The sequence below is a fragment of the Sphingomonas sp. KR3-1 genome (assembly GCF_040049295.1).
GTDB lineage: Bacteria > Pseudomonadota > Alphaproteobacteria > Sphingomonadales > Sphingomonadaceae > Sphingomonas.
The window spans coordinates 818,699-842,064 of sequence record NZ_JBDZDQ010000002.1; the positions used below are offsets into that span (position 1 = coordinate 818,699).

The 23,366-nt window shown below is 67.7% G+C and carries 15 protein-coding genes; 9 read left to right on the plus strand and 6 right to left on the minus strand.

Annotation, left to right across the window (positions count from 1 at the left end; genetic code table 11):
• Window positions 1–43: 43 nt before the first annotated feature.
• From ABLE38_RS15640 to ABLE38_RS15655, 4 genes are all read right to left on the minus strand, one after another.
• Entirely contained in the window at window positions 44–2,761 is a 2,718-nt protein-coding gene (locus ABLE38_RS15640) for a pitrilysin family protein (protein ID WP_348975149.1), read from the minus strand.
• Window positions 2,762–2,832: 71 nt separating this feature from the next.
• Complete coding sequence (locus tag ABLE38_RS15645) at window positions 2,833–6,246, minus strand: TonB-dependent receptor (RefSeq protein ID WP_348975150.1); 3,414 nt, start codon at window positions 6,244–6,246, stop codon at window positions 2,833–2,835.
• A 110-nt stretch (window positions 6,247–6,356) separates the two neighbouring features.
• Window positions 6,357–7,313 (minus strand): FecR family protein, encoded by a 957-nt coding sequence (locus ABLE38_RS15650; protein ID WP_348975151.1) that lies wholly within the window; start codon window positions 7,311–7,313, stop codon window positions 6,357–6,359.
• A complete protein-coding gene (locus tag ABLE38_RS15655) occupies window positions 7,310–7,786 on the minus strand; it encodes an RNA polymerase sigma factor (protein WP_348975229.1) in 477 nt (158 codons plus the stop codon). Before ABLE38_RS15655 ends, ABLE38_RS15650 begins: the two co-directional genes overlap by 4 nt.
• A gap of 232 nt (window positions 7,787–8,018) precedes the next feature.
• On the opposite strand from ABLE38_RS15655, the gene ABLE38_RS15660 reads away from it, so the two are divergent.
• From ABLE38_RS15660 to ABLE38_RS15670, 3 genes are read left to right on the plus strand one after another with little or no spacing between them, the layout of a single operon-like run.
• A complete protein-coding gene (locus ABLE38_RS15660; protein ID WP_348975152.1) occupies window positions 8,019–8,822 on the plus strand; it encodes an alpha/beta hydrolase in 804 nt (267 codons plus the stop codon).
• Window positions 8,823–10,004 carry a lipid-transfer protein gene (locus tag ABLE38_RS15665; RefSeq protein ID WP_348975153.1) on the plus strand — a complete coding sequence of 394 codons (1,182 nt, stop codon included), beginning with the start codon at window positions 8,823–8,825 and terminating at the stop codon, window positions 10,002–10,004.
• A 13-nt stretch (window positions 10,005–10,017) separates the two neighbouring features.
• Complete coding sequence (locus ABLE38_RS15670; RefSeq protein WP_348975154.1) at window positions 10,018–10,968, plus strand: alpha/beta hydrolase; 951 nt, start codon at window positions 10,018–10,020, stop codon at window positions 10,966–10,968.
• 61 nt (window positions 10,969–11,029) lie between these two features.
• Here the strand turns inward: ABLE38_RS15670 and ABLE38_RS15675 are convergent, their stop codons facing one another.
• Window positions 11,030–12,397 carry an MFS transporter gene (locus ABLE38_RS15675; protein WP_348975155.1) on the minus strand — a complete coding sequence of 456 codons (1,368 nt, stop codon included), beginning with the start codon at window positions 12,395–12,397 and terminating at the stop codon, window positions 11,030–11,032.
• Window positions 12,398–12,556: 159 nt separating this feature from the next.
• Between ABLE38_RS15675 and ABLE38_RS15680 the strand changes: the two genes are divergently transcribed.
• The 6 genes from ABLE38_RS15680 to ABLE38_RS15705 all read left to right on the plus strand — a co-directional run bounded on the left by ABLE38_RS15680 (window position 12,557) and on the right by ABLE38_RS15705 (window position 22,733).
• Window positions 12,557–14,197, plus strand: coding sequence for an AMP-binding protein (locus tag ABLE38_RS15680; RefSeq protein ID WP_348975156.1), 1,641 nt, complete (start codon window positions 12,557–12,559; stop codon window positions 14,195–14,197).
• A gap of 104 nt (window positions 14,198–14,301) precedes the next feature.
• Window positions 14,302–16,509 carry a TonB-dependent receptor gene (locus ABLE38_RS15685; RefSeq protein WP_348975157.1) on the plus strand — a complete coding sequence of 736 codons (2,208 nt, stop codon included), beginning with the start codon at window positions 14,302–14,304 and terminating at the stop codon, window positions 16,507–16,509.
• Window positions 16,510–16,650: 141 nt separating this feature from the next.
• Window positions 16,651–17,352 (plus strand): TetR/AcrR family transcriptional regulator, encoded by a 702-nt coding sequence (locus ABLE38_RS15690; RefSeq protein ID WP_348975158.1) that lies wholly within the window; start codon window positions 16,651–16,653, stop codon window positions 17,350–17,352.
• A 9-nt stretch (window positions 17,353–17,361) separates the two neighbouring features.
• The gene (locus ABLE38_RS15695) at window positions 17,362–19,053 is read left to right on the plus strand and encodes an acyl-CoA dehydrogenase (protein ID WP_348975159.1); all 1,692 of its coding nucleotides are present in this window, start codon (window positions 17,362–17,364) and stop codon (window positions 19,051–19,053) included.
• A gap of 33 nt (window positions 19,054–19,086) precedes the next feature.
• On the plus strand, window positions 19,087–21,531 hold the full coding sequence (locus ABLE38_RS15700; RefSeq protein WP_348975160.1) for a glycoside hydrolase family 2 protein: 2,445 nt from the start codon (window positions 19,087–19,089) through the stop codon (window positions 21,529–21,531).
• Complete coding sequence (locus ABLE38_RS15705; RefSeq protein WP_348975161.1) at window positions 21,531–22,733, plus strand: serine hydrolase domain-containing protein; 1,203 nt, start codon at window positions 21,531–21,533, stop codon at window positions 22,731–22,733. Before ABLE38_RS15700 ends, ABLE38_RS15705 begins: the two co-directional genes overlap by 1 nt.
• Window positions 22,734–22,736: 3 nt before the next feature.
• Here ABLE38_RS15705 and ABLE38_RS15710 read toward each other — a convergent pair whose 3' ends face one another.
• Window positions 22,737–23,189, minus strand: coding sequence for a hypothetical protein (locus ABLE38_RS15710; protein WP_348975162.1), 453 nt, complete (start codon window positions 23,187–23,189; stop codon window positions 22,737–22,739).
• Window positions 23,190–23,366: the final 177 nt, after the last annotated feature.

Consider the following 23,366-nt stretch of genomic DNA (forward strand, 5'->3'; position numbering starts at 1 on the left):
GCCTCGCCCCGATGCGGGGCAGGGCCGGACCGGCGCGCCGCGATCAGCGCAGCTTGTGCCCCTCGGCGTCCCACACCTCGACCGGGCCGAGCTTGAGCGCGCGGATCTTCGCCTCGGTCTTGGAAAGGTCGCCGACGATCACCCAGGTCAGCGCATCGGGGTGGATCGCCTGCGCGGTGCTTGTGATCGTGTCGGTGCGCAGCGCGGCATATTGCGCGGGCAGGGTGGTGATCCAGTCATAGGGCCGCCCGAAGCGGTTCACGTACTGGAGATAGCCGACCATCGCGTTGTTGGTCTCGAAGCGGCCGGGCAGCGCGAGCACCTCGCCCTTGCTGAGCAGGTCGAGCTCGGCCTGGGTCGCCGGCTTGTCCTTGCGGATGCCGCGGATTTCCTTGTCGATCTCGGCCAGCGCCTCGGCGGTCTTGTCGGTCTGCACGCTGGTCGCGACGCCGAACACCTGCGGCCCGCGCGCCTCGGCGAGATAGGAGCTGGCGCCATAGGTCCAGCCCTTGTCCTCGCGCAGGTTCATGTTTAGCCGCGCCGTGAAGTTGCCGCCCAGCAAGTCGTTCATCGCGTTGAGCTCGAACTCGTGCGGATTGCTGCCGTTCGGCATGACCTGGCCGACGCGGATGACCGACTGGATCGAGCCCGGCTTGTCGACCAGCACGATGCGCGGCGCGGCCGCGTCGGGCACGGCGGCGAGCGTCTTGCTGCCTTTGGCGATGGCAGGCGCCTTCCAGTCGCCGAACGCCTTTTCGAGCGCGGCGGTGAGCGTCGCGATGTCGGTGTTGCCGGCGGCGTAGATCACCGCATTGTCCGGCCGGATCCACGCGTCATGGAAGGCGACGACGTCGTCGCGAGTGATCGACTTCAACGTCTCCGCCCGGCCGGCGAGCGGCACGCCATAGGCGTGGTCGGCGCCGTAGATCAGGTTGGTGAAGGTGCGCTGGGCGACCTCGTCCGGCGAGGCCAGCGACTGGGAGAGGCCCGACAGATGCAGCTGGCGGTCGCGCTCCAGGTCGGCGGGGCGGAAGGCCGGGTTGCGAATATAGTCGGCCCACAGTGCCAGCGTCTCGGGCAGCGACCGCGTCATCGCCGAGGCCATGAAATCGGTCGTGTCGATGTCCGACGTGGCATAGAGGCGCGCGCCGAGCAGCGCCTGGCGCTCGGCGAACTGGGTGCTGGTAAGCATGGTGGTGCCCTCGTCCATCAGTCCCAGCGTGAAGCCGCCGATCCCGCGCTTGGCGTACTGCTCGGCCGCCTGGCCGGCATCGAACACCATCGTCATGTCGACGCTCGGCGTGCCCGGGCGCGCGGCGAACACCACGCGCATGCCGTTGGAGAGCTTGGCTTCCTGCAGCGCGGGCAGCTTGAGCGCGGGCGAGGGAGCGAGCGCCGGCAGCTTGGTGCGGTCGGCGCCGTCGGCGGTCACGCTTGGGTTGCCGAAGGGCAGCACGGTGAGCTTGTACGAAGGCTTGGCGATCCAGGTGGCGGCGGTGCCGCGCACCTCGGCGGCGGTGAGTTCCTGGAAGCGCTTGTCGTCCAGCGCATATTGGCCTGGGTTGTTCTTGAACACGGTGCCGGCGGCGAGCGCCATCGCCTTGACGTAGATCGACTCCATTGCGCGGGCATTGTCGGCATAGGAGCTCGCCTTGATGCGGGCGAGTTCGCCGGGGGTGGGGCCCTTGGCGAGGAATTCCGCCAGCACCTGCTTCACCGCCGCTTCGGCGATCTCGGGATCGACGCCGGGCTTCAGGCGCAGGTCGACCGAGAAAATGCCGGCGATCGCATAGCCCGAATAGCTGGCCGAGGCGTAGGTGGCGAGCTGCTTCTCCTGGACGAGCACCTGGTAGAGCCGCGAGGTCTTGCCGCGGCCCAGCGCCTGCGCGGCGAGCTGCAGCGCGGCGGCTTCGGGGGTGCCGTTGCCGGGCACTGCCCAGTTCCAGGCGATCGCGGTTTGCGGCACCGCGTCCTGCATCACCTCGCCCTTGTCGCGGTCGAGCATGGGCACCCAGGCGGTGGTGCGGCTCACCGGCTGGCCGGCGGGGACGCTGCCGAAATACTTGGCCATCAGCGCCTTGGCCTGGTCGAGCGTGACGTCGCCGGAGAGCGAGACGACGGCATTGGTCGCGCCATAATATTGGGCGAACCAGCCCTTCACATCGTCGAGCGAGGCGGCGTTGAGGTCCTCCATCGAGCCGATCGTCGGGTGGTGATAGGGGTGGCCGACCGGGAACAGCGCCGCCGCCTCGCGCTGGTCCATCAGCGCATAGGGGGTGTTCTCGCGCGTGCGCTTCTCGTTCTGGACGACCTTGCGCTGCTCATCGAGCTTGGCCTGGCTGATCGCGCCGGCGAGATAGCCCATCCGGTCCGATTCCAGCCACAGGACGCGCTCGAGCCCGCCGGTGGGGACGATCTCGTAATAATAGGTCTGGTCGAGCGAGGTCGCGCCGTTGACGCCCGAGACGCCGATCTCCTGGAGCGGCGGCATATATTCCTTGTCGTGATGCTCCGATCCGTTGAACATCAGATGCTCGAACAGGTGCGCGAAGCCCGACTTGCCGTCCGGCTCGTTCATCGAGCCGACGTGATACCAGACCGCGACCGCCACCTTGGGCGTCTTGTGGTCCTCGTGCACCACGACGCGCAGGCCGTTGGGAAGCGTGAACTGCTGGTACGGAACAAGCTCCTGCGCCCGGGCGGGCAGCGCTGCGGCGATGGCGATCGTCGCGGCGGCAAGGAGCAGCTTGGTGGCCTTCATGGGGATCATCCTCGGACAAGAAAAAGGGCCGGCTCCCCGCGCACGGGGGAGCCGGCAGTGCGTGCAGGGCTTCAGAAGATCGCGGCGGCGCCGATCTTGAACTTGCGGCCGCCCAGATAGGTCGCGCGGGTGTAATAGCCGGCGATCTGCTGCTGGAGGTCGGGCGTCTCGCCGCCCTTGAGCAGGTCCGCCGCCTCGACATAGACGCGGTATTTGCGGCCGCGGTCGATATAATATTCGCCGCGCAGGTCGAGCGTCTGGACGTCCTGATTGTAGACAGAAAGGCCGCGCGGATAGAAATTGTCGAGCGTCTTCGACTGGAAGCTGTAGGCCAGCGTGCCGTCGAACCCGTATTTGTTGTAGCTCAGCGCCAGCGTGCCCGAATGCTTGGGCTGCTTGTTGAACGGCAGGCCCGAGAACTCGTAGACGCTGCTCTGCGTCGCCGGGGCATAGGCCCAGCTATATTGCTGCCAGCGGCTCGAATGGGTGTAGGTATAGTTGGCGATGATGCCCAGGCCGCTCAGCGCGCCCGGCAGGAAGTCGAACTGGCGCTCGAACCTGCCTTCCACGCCCCAGACCGTCGCGGGATGCTTGCTGTTGATCGGCGAGCCGCCGTTGATGAAGTAATTCTCCGGATGCGCCGGATCGAAATAGGGCAGGCCCTGGAAATAGGGGCTGTCGGGCAGGGTCAGATTGGCGAGGTTGGCCGGGCCGTTGGTCTGGTTGGCCTGGAGCAGATTGTTGATCCGCTTGTAGAAGCCGCCCAGCTTGATGATGCCGATCTTGTGGTAATATTCGACGTTCAGGTCGAAATTATGCGTCATCGCCTGCTTCAAATTCGGGTTGCCCGAATTGATCTGCAGGATCGGCTGCACGCCGTTCGGGCCCGGGATCGGGATGTTGATGAAGCTGATCCGTGCCTCTTGCGACAGGTCGTTGATCTGCGGGCGGGCGACCGAGAGGAAATAGCCGCCGCGCAGGATCAGATTGTCGCTCTGGCGGAAGTTGAACAGCACGCGCGGCAGGAAATCCTCGGACTTGCCGCTCTCGGTCACCAGCCGGCTGAACTGGTTCTGGAAGATCAGGTCGCTGCCAAAGCCGCCGCCATCCGCCGGCAGGATCGGGCCGATATAGGTCGGGAAGAGCAGGTTGGTGGCGTGCAGGTCGGTGCGGTTGTAGCGCACGCCGCCGATCACCTCGAGCTTACCGAACTGCAGCCGGCTCTGGACCCAGGCGGCGTAATTGTCCTCGCGCGTGCCTTCCTTGTCCTGCCCGGCGACCGGCGCGATCGGCGCGAGGATCACCTGCGGATAGTTGCCGAAATTGTCGAACAGGCTGATCGCCGTCGCTTCGCTCATCGCGGTGAAGTTGGCGCCGGTGACGCCGACCCGCGTCAGGTCGGTGGGCGAGAAGGGCAGGTGCAGCGAATCGATCGTTGCATTGCCGTCGAACTGGGTGCGCCGCAGGCCGTGACGGAACTCGGCCCGCTCGTAGCGCGCGCCCATCTCGACATATTTCAGGAAGCCCCAGTTCATGTCCCAGCGCAAGCTGACCTGGCCGGTGTAGCGGTTGTTGCTGCCATGGCTCTTGTCGATCCCGCCGGTGCCGTTGGTGATCGTGTAGAGCGAGGGATTGTTGATCAGCGCCCAGCCGGCGCTGCTGAGCAGCGGGATCGGGATCCCGTCGCCGCTGCGGCGGCCGAACGCGGTGACGATATAGCCGAGCGCCGGATCGGTGGCGGCGGGCAGGAACAGCGCCGCGGTGGCGTCGCTGGCCGGCATGCGCAGGTCGAGCGTGGTGTTGCGATCGTGCAGCTCGCTGCCATGGGCGTAGCCGGCGAGATAGTTGAAGGTCAGCGCACCCGCGACGCTCTTGCCCGTGAAGCTGTAGGTGTCGGTCGTCGTCTTGGCGTTGGGATCGTAGCTATAGGCCTGCTCGCGATGGATCGCGAGGTTGCCGGGCGTCAGGTCCAGGTGCAGCGCCGAGATCGCCTGGCCGCCGGGCACGTCCGAATATTCGCTGCTCGCGGTGAAGACGTCGCTCATCGAATAGGTGGTCTTGTTCGACTGGGCGTGCTGGAAGTCTAACTTCAGGTCGGTATGCCCGCCGATGTTCCACTCGGCCGAGACCGTCGCCGCCAGCGTCGATTGCTTCACATGGTTGAAGTTGGTGAACAGCTCGGTGACATAGGCGCCGTCATCCCCGGCCACGAACGGAAAGGTCGCATTGGGGCTGACCGCGTCGCCGGCGGTGAGCGTCGGCGTGCCGTTCGCGGCGTTGGGCAGGAACGCGCCGAACCGGGTCACCGTGTCGTACGAGATGTTGCGCACCGAGTTGCGGCGAAACTGGACCGAGGCGCTGAGACCGAAATTGTCCTGCGCGCCGAAGCGGCCGGCGACGGTGCCCGAGACGAGGAAGTCCTTGCTGAAGTCATGCGCGCTCAGCCCGCCTTCGAGCTGGAAGCTGGCATAGCGATGCGGGCGGTTGAGCGGCGACAGCGTCTCGATCTCGATCAGGCCGCCGGTGCCGGCGCTGTCCTGGCTGGGCAGCAGGCTCTTGCTGATCGTGATCTTGCTCACCGAATCCGCGAGCAGGTTGCTCAGGTCCGCCGAGCGGCCCATGCCGTTGCCGACGGGGAGCTGCAGGCCGTTGAGCTTGACGTTGTTCATGTCGGGCTCGAGGCCGCGGACGATCACGTTGGTGCCGTCGCCGGTCACCGGATCTCGGCTGAACGACACGCCCGAGGTGCGGCGCAGCGCATCGGCGAAGGTGGTGCCGGTGAAGTTGCCGAGATCGTCCGCCGAGACGACTTCGGTGTTGTTCTCGGCCGAGCGTTGCAGGTTGAGCGCGTTGGCGCGGGCGCTGCGCGTGCCATAGACGACGATCGGCACGCCTTCGGCCGAGCTGCCTTCGTTCACCGCGAGATCGATCGTCGCGACGTTGCCCGATCCCACCATGATCGGCTGGGAGCGCGTCTCGAAGCCGAGGAAGGAGATCTCCAGCGTATATTCGCCGGGCTCGATGCCGGGAAAGCGAAAGTCGCCATTACCGTCGGCGGTCGTGGTCTGCCCGGTCTCGACGACGCGGATCAGCGCGCCCGCCAGCGCGCGGCCGCCGTCCTCGCGGGTGAGATGGCCGCTGATCGCGCCCTTCTCGCCGCCATTGCCGCCGCTCTGCCCGGCGGGCGCGACGACGACATAGGAACCGCCCTGGGTGGCGTTGAGGGTCAGCCCCGATCCCTGGAGCAGCGCATGGAATGCCGTCTGCGCAGTGAACTCGCCATGCAGCGGTGGTGCGGTCCGGCCGCGCACGGCAACGCCGTCAAAGATGATGTTGGTCGAGGTGCGCGTCGCGACCGAGCGGAGCGCTGCGTCGAGCGGCTGGGCCGCCATGTCGAAGCTGTAGCGCGTCTGCGCCTGGGCAACCGGGACGACGAACAGGCAGCAGCTGGCTGCCAGCGTGGTTAGCGTGAGTTTGGACGGCATTGCTTTCCCCCCGGGAGCGCGACCCCTTCGCTTACTCCCTCATGGGTCTAGACGATGCTGCGTTGCAAAACCGACATCGCTTCGAAACAAAAATGTCAAAGCGGCTTCGATCAGCGCACGATGTGCAATGTCGCGCCCGATTGCGTGACGTGCAGGCCATGCAGCGCGGCGACGGCGCGGGCGAACTCGTCGGTGTCGTTGGTGGCGAACACGCCCGACACGCGCAGCGCCCCGATCTGCGGATCGTCGACGACCAGGCGCGGGCCGCCATAGCGGTTGAGCTCGACGATCGCGTCGGCCAGCGGCGTGTCGGCGAACATCGCCTGGCCGCGCCGCCAGGCCGTGGCGATCTCGGCGGGCTGCTCGTCGATCTGGGTCGGCAGCTTGGGCGCGCTGCGCAGCCGGTCGCCGGGATTGAGATAGGTCGGCTGGGCGTGCGCGGTGGCGGGATGGACATCGGTCACCGCCACCTTGCCCTGGAGCAGCGTCACGATCACCGCATCGCCTTCGCGGCGCACGACGAAGCTGGTGCCCACCGCGCGAACCTGCTTGTTGCCGGCGCGCACGATGAACGGGCGGGCGGCGTTGTGCGCCACCTCGAACATCGCCTCGCCGTGATCGAGGTCGATCAGCCGCTCGTTGACGTCGTAGCGCACCTGGACGCGGCTGTCGGTGTTGAGCGCGATGCGGCTGCCATCCTCGAGCGTCGCGATCTTCTGCTCGCCGACCGCGGTCGCATAGCCCGTCGGGCGCGACATCCAGAACAGAGTGCCCAGGCCGAGCACGATCGCCAGCGATGCGGCCAGCGCCAGTTCCGGCCAGCGGGCGCGGGCACGCGGGGCGGGCGGGGCAGGGGGCGCTTCCTGCCGCGCCGGGCGCATGCCGCGCGCCGCGCCGGGGAGGATCGACCAGATATCGGTGGCCTGCTCGAACGCGGCGGCATGCGCGGGATCGGCCTGAAGCCAGTCCGCGAACGCAGCCTCGCTCGCCGGGCAGCGCGCATCGCCCTGCAGCCGGGCGAGCCACGCCGCGGCTTCGGCGGAGGCGCGGGGCGAGGCGGCGCTCACCAGCCCTCCATCCACTGCATCAGCTGCAGCGTGGCGCGCGCGACCTGCTTCTCGACCGCGGCGACGCTCATCCCCTCGGCGGCGGCGATATCGGCATAGCTGGCGCCGTCGAGCCGGCGCGCGAGCAGGATGCGCCGGGTGCGCTCGGGCAGCGTCTCCAGTCCGGCGCTCGCATGGCGCAGCTTCGCCTGCTGCTCCAGTATTTCGACAGCGTCGGGCGTGGCGTCGGCGATATGGCTGATGTCGGCGATGTCGGCAAAGGGTGCGCGCTTCTCGCGGCGCTTGCGGTCGATCGACAGATTCACTGCGGCGGTGACGAGCAGCGCCTCGCGCGAGCGCGCGCTTCCCTCCTGCTCGTAGCGCTCGATCTTCAGGAAGGCCTCCTGCACCAGTTCATCCGCATCCTGCTCGGCGATTCCCCGTCGCACGACCGCACGCTTTGCCTTTGCAAGCATTTCGGCGAGTCCGCGCATCGTCACCGGCTTCCGTCAGCTAGACGGTTGGCCGGACGAAACCTGACATAGGAAAATGCGGTTCGCCCCGGGGAATCTCATTTGCACGGTTTTGGACCGAATATCGGGCGATGCCAAGCCGCCCTGGAAATGGTGCGAATCAAACTAATTGATTCATGAATGAAGATTGACAGGTGGTGTCTCCCGTGTTGATTTCCCCGCAGCGGCGCAAGTCCGCACAGGAGAGAGAATCGTGCCATTTGTCGAAAGCGGCGGCGCCCGCATCCACTGGGACTCCGAAGGCGAGGGTACCCCGGTCCTGCTGATCATGGGGCATCTCTACAGCGCGCGCATGTGGTATCCGCTGCTGCCGGCGCTGACCAAGGGCCACCGCGCGATCTGGTTCGACAATCGCGGCACCGGCGACAGCGACACCACGCCGGGCGTGACAGTCGAGCAGTTCGCCGCCGATGCGCTGGCGGTGCTGCAGGCGGCGGGCGAGACCAGCGCGCACGTCTATGGCGTGTCGATGGGCGGCGGCATCGCGGGCGAATTCGCGATGGCCTATCCCGAGCGCACCCGCTCGGTGACGCTCGGCTGCACGATGTTCAAGACCGAGAAGACTGAGATCAAGGGCGCGCAGAAGCTGATCTACAACCTGCCGCGCTGGCTGGTGAAGGCGATCTTCAAGCGCACCAAGCCGGAGGGCTATGGCTCGGCCGCCCCGCGCGAGGCGGCGCAGCACGATATCGCCGTGCTGGCGCAGGACCGCTTCACCATGGCCGGCGTCCGTGCCCAGGCCTATGCGATCGCCAATTATGCGACCACCAACGCGCGTGCGGTCGAGAAGCTGACCATGCCGGTGCTGATCCTCCACGGCGACGAGGACAAGCTCGTGCCGGTCGAGAAGGGCCGCGAGGCGCATGCGCTGCTGCCGCACAGCAACTATGTCGAGTTCAAGGGCGCCGGGCACAATTACCTCGTCGCCGACAACGAAGGCTCGACCCGGGCATTCCTCGACTTCATCGACGGTGTCGACGCGCAGGGCGCCCGGTAGATGCCGCGCGCCCGCATCGTCGGCATTGGCATGATCCCCTTCGCCAAGCCGGGCCAGAGCGAGGACTGGGATGTGATGGCCGAGAAGGCGATCCGCCTGGCGCTCGCCGATGCGGGCATCGATTATGCCCAGGTCCAGCAGGCCTATGCCGGCTATGTCTATGCCGATTCCACCGCCGGCCAGTCGGCGCTCTACCGCGTCGGCTGCACCGGCATCCCGATCGTCAACGTCAACAACAATTGCTCGACCGGCTCGACCGCGCTGTTCCTCGCCCGCCAGGCGATCGAGAGCGGGATGGCGGAGTGCGTCCTCGCCTTCGGCTTCGAGCAGATGCTGCCCGGCGCGCTCGGCGCGGTGTTCACCGATCGCAAGCGTTCGCTCGATCACCATTTGACCCGGCAGGAGCAGTTGCTCGGCGAGGACGACACCTCGCCGCTGGTCGCGCAGCAGTTCGGCGGGGCAGGGCTCGACTATCAGCAGCGTTACGGCACCTCCGACGATGTGTTCGGCATGATCGCGGTCAAGGCGCGCGCGCACGCCGCCAACAATCCGCTTGCGCTGTTCCGCGACCCGCTCACCCTCGACGAGGTGATGGGCTCGAAGCATCTCTACGGGCCGCTGACGCGCTTCCAGGCCTGCCCGCCCACCTGTGGCGCGGCGGCGGCCTTGCTGGTCTCGCCGGCCTTCGCCGCCCGGCACGGGCTCGATGCTGGCGTCGAGATCCTCGGCCAGGCGATGACCACCGATTATGCCGCGACGTTCGAGGGCGGATCGATGATGAGCGTGGTCGGCTATGAGATGACGCGCGAGGCGGCGCGCATGGTCTATGACCAGGCGGGCATCGGCCCAGACGATATCCAGGCGGTCGAGCTGCACGACTGCTTCACCGCCAACGAGCTGATCAGCTACGAAGCGCTCGGCCTGTGTCCGGAGGGCGGTGCGGAGGCCTATATCCGCAGCGGCGGCAACACCTATGGCGGCACGCACGTCACCAATCCCTCGGGCGGGCTGCTCTCCAAGGGCCATCCGCTCGGCGCGACCGGCCTTGCGCAATGCTATGAGCTCACCCGGCAGCTGCGCGGCACTGCCGACCGGCGCCAGGTCGCTGGCATGCGCTTCGGCCTGCAGCACAATCTTGGGCTGGGCGGCGCCTGCGTCGTGACGCTATACGGGCGCGCCTGATGGGAGGAACAGCATGACCGGAACGCGCCACCTCGTTGATCCGGAGCTGTTCGACCTGCTCGATCTCTGGCCGGCGGTCACGCTCGACGCGAGCCTGCTTCCCCTGATCCGCGCGCCCGGCCGGCTGCCGCTCGGCGAGATCGTCAACCCCGAGCGCGTCGAGAAGCGCGAAGCCACGGCGCCCGGCCGCGACGGCGCGCCCGATGTGCCGCTGCTCCTCTACCGGCCGGCGGGGCGGGCCGGCGAGGTGCTGCCCTGCATCTATCACATCCATGGCGGCGGCTATGTCGGCGGCGCCGCGGCGGGAATGGAGCCGGTCCACCGGCTGATGGTCGAGGCGCTCGGCTGCGCGCTGGTCAGCGTCGACTATCGCCTCGCGCCCGAGACGCCGTTCCCTGGCCCGCTTGAGGATTGCTACGCCGGCCTCGCCTGGCTGCACGCGCATGCCGATGACCTCGCCATCGACGCCGCCCGCATCGGCATCCGCGGCGAGAGCGCCGGCGGGGGTCTCGCCGCCGCGCTGGCGCTGCTGGTGCGCGACCGGGACGAATTCGCCATCGCCTTCCAGCAGCTCATCTATCCGATGCTCGACGATCGCACCTGCACCGCGCAGGACCATCCCCACGCCGGCAAGCTGATCTGGAATGCCGAGAGCAACCGCTTCGGCTGGCGCAGCTATCTCGGCGCCGAGCCGGGCGGGGAGGGCATCTCGCCCTATGCCGCCGCCGCGCGTGCCGAGGACCTTACCGGCCTGCCACCCGCGTTCCTGTCCACCGGCGCGCTCGACCTCTTCATCGACGAGGACCTCGCCTATGCCGGCCGCCTGATCCGCGCCGGCGTGCCGACCGAGCTGCACGTCTATCCGGGCGCCTTTCACGGCTTCAACGTCCACAAGACCGCCGGCGTGTCGCTCCGCTCGAACCGCGACGCCGAGGACTGGCTGAAGCGATATCTGCACGGATAGTCCTGCACCGTCACCCCGGCTCAAGGCCGGGGTGACGAAAGGGGTGGGTGCCCCTCCCGCCTCACGCCTCCGCCGGGATCATCTTAGCGTTGGGATCGAGCGCGACTTCCTGCGGTGCGTTGCGCATCGCCAGCCAGAAGCCCGCCAGCGACATCGCCCCGGTCACCACGCCCATCACCGCCACCGCCTCGCCCAGGCCCCATTGCCCGGTGCTGAAGGTCGACAGCCACACCACCAGCGGCGGCGCGATGCCGGCGCCGACCATCGTGCCCGCGATCTTCATACCCGCCAGCGTCACTGCGCGGTCCTCGTTCGGGATCAGCACCGCGATCGCCGCCGACGAGACTAGGTTGACGATCGTCCCGCCGACCAGCAGCGCGAACAGCACCCAAGCGAAGCCCGCAACCGTCGGCATGATCGAGAAGGCGCCCGCCGGGATGGTCAGCGCCGTCGCGATCGCCGCCGGCAGCAGGATCGCGCCGCGCATCTTGAGCTTGCCCGCCGCGTCCGCCGCGAAGCCGCCGATCACCGAGCCGATGATGCCCGATCCCAGGATCACCGCGCCCACCCAGCCGCCGAACGATCCCGGCGCCTGGTGATATTGGCGGATCAGCAGCGATCCCATCCAGATCGCCGCGGCGCCCTCGGCCATGCCGCCGGTCAGCTGGCCGGCGAGCAGCGGCACCAGGAATTTCCGCCGCCGCCAGAAGGCCTGCATCGCCAGGCGCAGCGAGACGCTGGTCTGCTCGACTTCGTAGCGCGGCGGCTCCTGGATGAAGCACAGCGGCACCACCGCCAGCGCCGAGCCGGTGCCGACGAGCAGATGCACTTCGCGCCACGGCGTCATCCCGAGCAGCCCTGCGCCCGGGTGGCTGGTCAGATAGCCGAACAGCGAGCCGCCGATCGCGAACGACGCAGCGGCGCCGCCCCAGGCGCCGATCGAGACGAGCAGCATCGAGCGTCCGCGCCGATCGGGCATGCAGACATCGGCGAGCAGCGAGATCAGCACCGGGAACGCCGTGCCCGCGCCGATCCCGGCGATCAGCCGCGCGAGGAACAGCCAGGTCAGGCTCGGCGCGAAGGCCGTGCCGATCGTCCCGACCGCCCAGAAGGAGGCGAGGATCACCAGCAGCCGGTTGCGCTTGCTGTGATCGACCAGCCAGGCGATCGGCAGCGAGAGCAGCGCGATCGGGATCGCGGTCGCCCCGCCGGCGAGCAGGCCGATGTCGAGGTCGCTCAGGTGCAGTTCGGCCTTCACCGCTTCCTGGAGCGGGCTGAGCAGCCCGCCGACGGTGAGCGCCGAGAAAATCGTCAGGGTGAGCAGCCAGATGACGCTCCACTTGGTCGGCCTGATCGCCGCCGCTGGGGGCATCGGGGTCGCCTGCTCATGCGCTTCCGCCACGACGGACCCCGCGGGCACAGCCTTCATATCCATTCTCCCATGGGCGCCGTGTGTTCCGGCGCTCGCAAGTCCGTGGAATATCAGGTCGCAAAGAAATTCACTAGAAAATAAATGAATATTGACAGGCACGGCGGGCCGATGCCATCCAAACGCCGGCAAAAAACAGAAAATGTGGAGAGCGCCGGCATGCACGAGGGGCAGCTGCGCACGCAGGATGCGGAGGAAGATATGGGCGACTTGCAGCCCTATGAGCTGACGCTCGACAAGTTCATCGCGCACGCCGCGAAATGGCATCCCCGCGGCCAGGTGGTCACCGGCGGCGGTGCCGGCGGCCCGGTCGCGCGCATCGACTATGCGGGATTGCACGCGCGCGCCAACCGCCTGTCCGGCGCCTTTGCCGCGCTCGGCATCCGCCGCGGCGATCGCATCGCCACGCTCGCCTGGAACAGCCAGGGCCATATGGAGGCCTGGTACGCCGCGTTCGGCATGGGGGTGAGCTGCCACACGCTCAACCCGCGGCTGAGCCCCGCCCAGATCGCCGACATGATCCGCCAGGCCGATGACCGGCTGATCGCCGCGAGCGCCGACCAGGCGGCGGTGGTCGAGGAGCTGGTCCGGCTCTGCCCGAGCATCGCACAGGTGCTGATCCTCGACGAGCCCGGCGAGGAAGCGGTGAAGCTCCCCGATTGCGGCCCCATCCCGGCCTGGACCCAGGCGCGGCTGCTCGCCGAGCATGGCGCGCCGGCCGAATGGGGCGGCTTCTCGGAGCGGACCGAGGCGGCGCTCTGCTTCACTTCGGGCACCACCGGCGCGCCCAAGGGCGTGCCCTACACGCATCGCTGCAACTATCTCGTCACCCTCTCGCTGCTGCAGAGCGACGTGATGGGGATCAATGCGCGCGATGCGATCCTCGCCGCGGTGCCGATGTTCCACGCCAATGGCTGGGGCCTGCCGCTCGCTGGCGCTGCCTCGGGCGCGAAGCTGGTGTTCACCGGCCATCACAATGACGGCGCCAGCCTCGCCGAGCTGATCCGCAGCGAAGGCGTCACGCTCGCGGTCGGCGTCCCCACCGTGTGGCTCGGCCTGATCGAGCATCTCGAGCGCACCGGCGGGGCCTTGCCCTCGCTCCAGCGCGTCCTGCTCGGCGGATCGGGCGTGCCCCAGGCGCTGATCGACCGCATCGAGCAGCGCCTCGGCGTCCGCTGCCAGACCAGCTGGGGCATGACCGAGCTCGCCCCGCTCGGCACCGTCACCCCCGCGGGCGATCCCGGCCGGGCCAGCATCGCCGGCCGCCCGCCGGTCGGCGTCGACCTGCGCCTCGTCGATTTCGAAGGCAGGGAGCTGCCCGACCAGCGCGGTGGCGAAGGCCATCTCCAGGTCCGCGGATCGAGCACCGTCCATTGCTATTTCGGCCATGCGGAGCCGGCCACCGACCGCGACGGCTGGTTCGACACCGGCGACCTCGCCACGATCGACGCCGACGGCAATCTCGCGATCACCGGCCGCGCCAAGGACCTGATCAAGTCGGGCGGCGAGTGGATCAACCCCGGCGAGATCGAGGCGATCGTCGGCAATCTGCCCGGCGTCTCGCTGGTCGCGGTGATCGGCCGCGCGCATGCCAGATGGACCGAGCGCCCGGTGCTCGTGGTCGAGGGGCAGGGCGCCTCCGATGCCGAGATCCGCGCCGCGCTCGACGGCGCCGTGCCGCGCTGGTGGATGCCCGATGCGATCGTCCGCGTCGATCGCATGCCGCTCGCGATGACCGGCAAGATCGACAAGCAGGCGCTGCGCCGCACGCATGGGACGGATCCCGCAGCCGCCGCGTAATTATAATCTTGATTTACTAATCAATGAATGTTGAAGTTGATTCGTGAATCAGTAAGTTGAGTCGCAACGCCACCTCAAAGAGGGGCGACACCTGGGAGGATGATATGAAGGCCTTTTGCTGGCTGACGGTTTCTGCCGTCGCACTGATGACTGCCGGCGCCGCGCAGGCGCAGACCACCGATCCCACCGCCGCCGCCAAGCCGGCCGACAGCACCGATCCTTCGAGCGAGATCGTCGTCACCGCCGAGCGCCGCTCGACCAGCCTCCAGCGCACCGGCGTCGCCGCGACCGTGCTGACCGGCCAGGACCTGGTCAAGAAGAGCATCAACGGCGTCGAGCAGCTCCAGTTCGCCACGCCGTCGCTCACCGTCAACACCACCGGCCAGGGCAACGCGTTCAACATCCGCGGCATCGGCAAGACCGAGCAGACCAGTGCGATCGGCGTCGGCGTCGTCACCTATCGCGACGGTGTAGCCACGCTGCCCGGCTATTTCCAGGCCGAGCCCTATTACGATATCGCCAGCGTCGAAGTGCTGCGCGGGCCGCAGGGCACCTTCGCCGGCGGCAACGCGACCGGCGGCGCGGTGTTCATCACCGAGAAGAACCCCGATACGCAGAGCGTCAACGGCTATGCCATGGCGCAATACGGTAACTACAACGACATCAAGCTGCAGGGCGCGCTCAACCTGCCGGTCAGCGACACGCTGGCCGTCCGCTTCGCCGGCAACATGGAGCACCGCGACACCTTCTACGATGTGTCCGGCCCCTGGACCGGCAATCCCGGCGACCGCCGCGATTACAGCGGCCGCGCCTCGATCCTGTGGCAGCCGAGCGCGAACTTCCGCGTGCTGCTGAAGGGCGACTACAACAACATCGAATATGGCGGCCTGCCCGCCAGCCCGGCGACCGCGACCGGCGATCCGCTGGTCGTCGCGCAGAACGCCTATCTCAACGGCCGCGACGAGTTCGGCCGCATCGTGCTCAACATGGCCTACACCACCGATGGCGGCATGACCTTCCGCTCGATCAGCGGCTATCAGCGCGGCACCACCCAGATCAACTATGATGCGGACGGCACCGCCGCCACCGGCACCGCCGCCGCGCCCGCGCTGTCGTTCCGCGACAACATCACCGAGGAGATCTGGTCGCAGGAGTTCAACATCGTCTCGCCCGATACCGGCCCCTTCACCTGGGTGCTCGGCGGCTATTGGCAGAGCGACAAGATCTTCATCCCGGCCAATGGCGGCTATTATTCGGACGCGACGCCGAACACGCCCGCCGCGCTCGACATCGAGATCGTTGGCACCAATCCCAAGACCGCGCTCGCCGCGTTCGGCCAGGTCGGCTATCAGCTGACCGACGGGCTGCAGGTCACCGTCGGTGGCCGCTGGTCGCGCACCTCCTCGGCCAATGACGCAGTGGCGCGCGCCTATTTCACCGGCCTGCCCGGTCCGCTGGCGTCGCTCCCGCAGAAGGACAAGACGGTCGACAAGAAGCTCAACGGCAAGGTCGCGCTCAACTGGACCGTCGATGCGAACAACTTCCTCTATGCCTTCGTCGCCACCGGCTCCAAGGCGGGAGGCCTCAATGGCCCGAACCTGGCGGGCGTCGCGCCCCTGGCCTTCGATGCCGAGGACGTGACCGATTTCGAGCTGGGCTGGAAGGGCACCTTCATGGATGGCCATCTGCGCACCCAGTTCGGTGGCTATTACAACCTCTACAAGAACTTCCAGATCAACATCGTCGATCCGCGCTCGCCGGGCATCTCGTCGCTGTTCAACGTGCCGGGCGATACCAGGCTCTATGGCCTGGAAGCCTCGGCGCAGGGCAGCTTCGACGCCTTCTCGTTCGATCTCTCGGCCTCGGTCTCGAACTCGAAGCTGAGCAAATTCTACGCGGCGGATCCCCGCCTCGGCGCGGCGCCGGCAGTCTGCAACCCGGCTACCGGCCCGGCCACCGCGCGCTGCATCAACCTCGAGGGGCGCGAGCAGAATTATGCGCCGAAGTTCACCTTCAGCGGCGGCATGCAATATGCCATCCCGCTCGGCGGCGACGCTTCGCTGACGCCGCGGGTCGACTATGCCCATATCGGCGCGGTCTGGGGCACGCTGTTCCAGAACGTCTCGCGCGGCGACCGTATCCAGGCGCGCGACATCGTCAACGCCCAGCTCACGCTCGCCACCGGCCCCTGGTCGATCGCGGCCTATTCGACCAACCTGACCGACGAGCATTATGTCGCGGCGATCAACGGCACCCGCCGCCTCGCAGGTGCGCCGCGCCAGTACGGCCTGCGCGTCAGCCGCAGCTTCTAGGGTCTTGCGCGGGCCGGTTTCGGCCGGTCCGCGGGACAGTATTTGCATCGGGCGAGAAGTTGGACAAAAGCCATGGATCAGGCGGGCCTCCCCACTAGTACACTTGCGGGCGGAAGAGCCTCGTCGATCGATGGAGCGACAATGACCGAAGCCAAGCCCAAGCGCCGGACCAAGGCGCAGCAACGCGCCGAAACGCTGGACCAGATCCTCGACGCGGCGGAATATCTTTTCTCGCTGCGCGGGCTCTACGGCGTGACGCTCAAGGATGTCGCCCAGCAGGCGGACGTCCACACTTCGCTTCTTCACTATTATTTCGAGGACAAGAAGGCGATCTTCGACGCGGTGTTCGCGCGGCGCGCCTCGGTCACCGCCGAGCTGCGCATGGCCGCGCTCGATCGCTATGCCGGCGAATGCCGCGGCAAGCCGACGGTGGAGGGCGCGCTGCGCGCCTTTCTCGATACCGATCTCGATCTCTACATCCAGGGCGGGGAGGGCTGGCGCAATTTCGCGACGCTCGGCGCCCAGGTGGCGATGGCGCCAAAATGGGGTGCCGAGATGTTCGACAAGCATTTCGATCCGGTGGTGCTCCGCCTGATCGGGCTGCTCAAGCAGGCGATGCCCGGTTGCCCGGAGGAGGATATCTTCTGGGGCTATCACTTCGGCACCGGCGCGCTGATCATGACGCTCGCGCGGACCGGACGCATCGATCAGCTTTCGGGCGGCCTGTGCAAGTCCGAGGATTTCCCCGCCGTCAAGGCGCGCATGGCCCGCTTCCTCGCGTTCGGTTTCGAAGGTATCTGCCGCGACCGTGCCGAGGCACGGGCGGCCGCCGCGGTCAGTTAGAAAGACACCATGTTCACTCCCGCCACCGCCGAGCAGCGTTTCGTCCTGGAGCATGTCGTTCGTCTGGACGAGATTTCTCCGGAAGCCGCCGAAATGACCGATGCGGTGCTGGAGGGCGCGGGCCAGTTCGCTGCCGGCGAATGGGCGCCGCTCGAGCGCGAAGGCGATACCAGTGGCCCCAAATGGACCCCCGAGGGCGTGAAGATGCCGGCAGGGTTCGCCGAGGCGTACCAGGCCTATGTCGAGGGCGGCTGGGGCACGATCGGGTCGCCGGCCGAGCATGGCGGGCAGGGGCTGCCGGTCAGCCTGTCGATCGCCGTGCTCGAGACGCTCGGCACTGCGAACATGGGCTTCGCGCTCGCCCCGATCCTGACGGTCGGCGCGGTCGAGGCGCTGCTGCACCACGGCACCCCCGAGCAGCAGGCAGCCTATCTGCCCCAGCTCTCGACCGGCGCCTGGACCGGCACGATGAATTTGACTGAGCCCCAGGCCGGCAGCGATGTCGGCGCCTTGAAGACCAAGGCCGAGCCAGTCGGCGACGGGACGTTCAAGATCAAGGGCACCAAGATCTTCATCAGCTTCGGCGACCACGACATGGCCGAGAACATTGTCCATCTCGTGCTGGCGAGGACCCCCGGCGCACCGGCGGGCACCAAGGGCATCTCGCTGTTCCTGGTGCCCAAATTCCGCCTGAACGCGGATGGCACGCCGGGCGCCTTCAACGACGTCCGCACGGTCTCGATCGAGCACAAGATGGGCCTCCACGCCTCGCCGACCTGCGTGCTCTCCTTCGGCGACAATGACGATTGCATCGGCACTTTGGTCGGGCCCGAGCTGGGCGGCATCCGCGCGATGTTCACGATGATGAACAATGCCCGGCTGAACGTGGGCCTGCAGGGGGTGCAGGTCGCCGAGCGCGCCACCCAGCGCGCCGTCGCCTATGCCCGCGAGCGGGTGCAGGGCATTCGAAATGGCCAGCAGGTGGCGATTGTCGAGCATCCCGATGTCCGCCGCATGCTGCTGCGCATGAAGGCGCAGACCCAGGCGGCGCGGGCGCTCGTCTACTACGCCTTCGGCCAGCTCGACCGCGCCCGCGCCGGCGATGCCGCCGCAGACAAGCGCGTCGAGCTGCTCACTCCGCTCGCCAAGGCGCATGGCACCGATCTCGGCAACGAAGTCGCATCGCTGGGCGTCCAGGTCCATGGCGGGATGGGCTATATCGAGGAGACCGGCGCCGCCCAGCATTTCCGCGACGCGCGCATCACTCCGATCTATGAAGGCACCAACGGCATCCAGGCCGCCGATCTGGTCGGCCGCAAGCTCAGCATGGACAATGGCGGGACGTTGCTCGGCCTGCTTGGCGAGATGCGCGGCGATGCCGAGAATGCCGGCCTGCTCACCCTGATCGACGCGTGCGAGGAAATCGCCCGCCACCTGCTCTCGAGCGAGATGGATGACCGGCTCGCCGCCAGCTATCCGTTCCTGACGATGCTCTCAACCGCGGTCTGCGGCTGGCTGATGGAAGCGAGCGGCCGCGCCGCCGCGCGCAGCGAGGGCGACCCGGCCTTCCTCAAGATGAAGCAGGCCAGCGCGCGCTTCTATGTCGAGCAGATCGTCCCAGAGGCGATCGGGCTCAAGGCCGCCGCCATGGCGAAGGCGGATATTTTATACGGGTTCGATGCCGAGACGTTCGCCGCCTGAAGGCGCGTCCCGAAAAAGGAAGAGGGCTGGAACATGAGCAAATTCGTCAGTGCCTGGCGGATACGGGATTTTGCGCCCGGCGAAGGCGCACGCGCCGGGGCCGCGAGCGGGCAGGGCGAGGGCTGGATCCCGGCCAGCGCGCCCGACGATACCTATCGCGCGCTGGTCGACGCCGGTCGGCTGGCGGATCCCTATGTCGGGCGGAACGAGATCCCCGCGGAATGGGTGCGCGACCGCGAATGGTGGTGGCACACACAGGTCGATCTCGCGGGGGACGGGGCACTGGTCTTCGACGGGCTCGATACCTTCGCCGATGTGTATCTCGATGGCCGGCTGCTCGGCAGTGCCGACAACATGTTTCGCAGCTGGCGCTTCGATCTCGGGCATATCGCGCCGGGCACGCACGACCTCGCGCTCTGCTTCCACCCCACCGCCGCGAAGGTCGCCGGCGCGCCGCTGCCGGTGTGGGAGGCCTTCGCGGATCGCATCTCGCGGTCGCGCCGCACGCTGATGCGCAAGGCGCAGTTCGGCTGGGGCTGGGACTGGGGTCCCGACCTTCCCACGGTCGGGATCTGGCAGCCGGTGCGCATCGAGCGCCGCGGCGGCGCCGTCGTGCGCAGCCTGAACTTCACGACCCTGGCGATCGCGGACGTAGCGGAAGTCGTCGTCGATATCGACCTCAGCGAGCCCGCCGAGGTCATGGTGCAGCTGCTCGATCCCGCGGGCGTTTCCGTGGCGAGCGCGCGCCTCGACGGGTCGGGCTCGGTCGGGTTGACGGTTGCCGATCCGCAGCTATGGTGGACCGCCGATCTCGGCGCCCAGCCGCTCTACACCCTGGTCGCGCGGACCGGCGATGCCGAGCTGCGCCGCCAGGTCGGCATCCGGACGATCGCGCTCGACCAGTCGCCCGATCCCGACGAGCCCGGCACGACCTTCTTCCGCTTCCTGCTCAACGGCGTGCCGATCTTCGCCAGGGGCGCCAATTGGGTGCCGGCCAGCTCGTTCGTCGGCGCGATTCCCGATGCCGCCTATGCGGATCTGCTGGCCCGCGCGGTCTCGGCCAACATGAACATGATCCGCGTCTGGGGCGGCGGCATCTACGAGCCCGACCTGTTCTACGATATCTGTGATCGGCTCGGCTTGCTGGTGTGGCAGGATTTCATGTTCGCCTGCGCACCCTATCCGGACGGCGATCCCGCCTTCGACGCGAATGTCCGCGCCGAGGTGGCCGAGCAGGTGTTACGGCTGCGCCATCACACCTGCCTTGCGCTGTGGTGCGGCAACAACGAGAATCAGGCGCTCCAGTGGTTCAACAACCTGGCCACCGGAGAGCGCGCCGAAGTGGGTGGCCTCGCCTTGTACGAGGAACTGATCCCGCGGGTTCTCGACGCACTGGACCCGGAAACGCCCTATCGGGCCGGCAGCCCTTTGGGTGGGCCGAGTCCCAACAGCATGCGCGGCGGCGATGTCCACAACTGGACGGTGTGGCACGGCATCCCGCTCGTCCTCGATGCCGATGCGGTGGGGGAGAAGGATACCACGCCGGAAGGCGTCGCTTTCACCCGCTATGCCGAGGACATGGCGCGTTTCGTCAGCGAGTTCGGGCTGCAGGCCGCCCCCGATATCGGCACGCTGCGCCGCTGGATGGCGCCCGAGGACCTCGCGCTCGGCGCGCCGGGTTTCCTCGAGCGGATCAAGGACGTGGCCGACAAGGCGACGGCGATGATGATTCCGGTCACCGGCCTGCCCGCGACGATCGAGGACTTTGTCGACTTCACCATGATCGCCCAGGCCGAAGGGCTGAAGTTCGGCATAGAGCATTATCGCCGCCGCAAGCCGCATTGCTCGGGCGCGCTGATCTGGCAGCACAATGACTGCTGGCCCTGCGTGAGCTGGAGCCTGATCGACTATGACGGGATCGCAAAGTCGAGTTGGTATGCCACCCGCCGGGCCTTTGCGCCCGTGCTCGCCTCGTTCCGGCGCGATGGAGACATGGTCGAGCTGTGGATCGCCAACGACACGCTCGCGCCCGTGCGCGACGTCGCCACGATCGCGCTCGCCCGGCTTGCCGGCGGCACCGAATGGACCGAGCGAGTGGACCTGGAGGTCGCGGCCAATCGCAGCACCTGCGTCTGGCGCGGGCCGGTCGCGGACAGCGTCGAGAACGTGCTCACCGTGCGCTCCGCCGGTGCGAGCTTCCCCGACAATCGCCTGCTCCTCGCGCCGGTGAAGGAGCTCGTGCTGCACCCGGCCGGGCTTGCGATCAGCCATGAGGCATCGGGCGATGCGCTCCGCATCACGATCGCAGCCGAACGCTATGCGCTGGCCGTGCACCTGCGTTCGGATGACCCATCGCTGCGCTTCGACGACAATCACTTCGATCTGGCGGGTGGCGAGGCACGGACCGTGACCGTCACCGGCACGACCGATCCCGGCAGCGTCGAGATCCGCTGCTGGAACGCGCGGAGCCCCGGCTGATGGAGCGGGTATTGCCCGAACAGGTCGGCCTCAGCGGCGAGGGGCTCGATGCCGTCGATGCCGCGGTGCAGGCGAAGATCGATGCGGGGATCGTCGTTGGCGCGGTGACGCTCACCCTGCGCCACGGCCGGATCGCGCGGGTCCGCACGCTCGGGCTCGACGATATCGAGACCGCCAAGCCGCTCGCAGAGGACACCATCTTCCGCATCTTCTCGATGACCAAGCCGATCACCGGCACGGCGATGATGATCCTCCACGACGCGGGGCTGTGGCGGCCCGAGGACCCGATCGCGCGGCATCTGCCCGAGCTGGCCAATCTTATGGTGCTGGACGGGGAGGGACGGGTGTCCGCCGACCACCAGCCGACCATGACCGAGCTGATGACCCACCGCGCCGGCTTCGGCTATGGCCTGACGCTAGGCGAGCCAAAGGACCGGATCGAAGCGCTCTACCGCGAGGCGTGCGTGCTCCAGGCGGCCGATCTCGATGAGATGATCGCACGGCTCGCGACGCTTCCGCTCGCGCACCAGCCGGGGACGCTCTGGCGCTACAGCCTGTCGATGGACGTGCAGGGTGCGATTATCGAGCGGCTGAGCGGGCAGCGCCTGGCCGACTTTCTCCGCACCCGCATTTTCGAGCCGCTGGGCATGCGCGACACAGGCTTCTTCGTGCCGCCCGAAAAGCGCGACCGGCTCGCCAGCCTCTATTTCAAGCCGCTCGACGGTCCTTTGGAGAAATGGGCGGTCAATCCGATGCGGCCCGATCCGGAGAGCGAGCCGGCCTTCGCGATGGGTGGAGCGGGGCTCTACTCGACGGCGCTCGACTATGCCCGCTATGCCCAATTGCTGCTGGGCGGCGGAACGTTCGAGGGCCGGCGGATCGTCAGTGCCGAAGGCGTCCGCGCGCAGATGACCAATCGCCTGCCCGATGCGCTGCTCGAGACTCGCTTCGTCGCCGGGCACCAGAAGTTCCGGCCGGGCTTTGGCTATGGCTATAACGGCGTCGTGGTCACCGATCCCGAGCTGGCGGGCCTCCCGGTGGGTCGCGGCAGCTATCATTGGGACGGCGCAGCGGGCACATGGTTCTGGGTCGATCCCGAGAACAACCTCGCCTTTGTCGGGATGATCCAGCTGCTATCCTACGCCGCGCCGCCGCTGCAGGAGATCACCCAGGCGCTGATGGCCGGGGCGATCGCCGGATAAGGCTCAGTTGAGCGTCGCAGTGACCAGGCTTTTGCCCTGCACCTGGCTCGTCAGGCCCAGGAACAGGTCGAAGCTGCCCTTGGTCGCGTGCGAGAAGGAATAGGTCTTGCCGCCCACCAGCGCCGTGCTCTGGCCCATGTCGAAGGTAGCGAAGAAGGGCTGGTGGCGTGCCAGGTCCGCCGGGCGGGTGGCATCGGTGATCCGCTCGAGGCTCGCCAGCGTTGCCGAGACCTTGCCGAGCTCGCCGGAGATGATGAAGGACGAGCCCACCAGCTTGTCCCAGTCGCTGACCTCGGCCGCGGTCAGGATCGGGCCGCTCGGCGTTGCGGCGGCCGTCGGCGTGGGCGTGCCGCCGGTTGCGCTGCTGCTGCCACCACCGCTGCATCCCGCGACTCCCGCGCCAGCAACCACGACCAATCCGCCAACCATGAAGCTGCGACGCGAGCTGTAAGTCATTGTTATTGAGCCATTCATACGGCCAAGCCGGAATGCGGCGATGCGCACGGCCTTTCCCCCGAACCGGTTGTTTATCAGGTAGTGACGCACACTGCACCCCGTGAATCGCGCGTGCGGCGGCCCATCGCGGGATTGGCGTGCACGGCGCGGCCCGTCTATAGCCGCACCGTCGCCGGT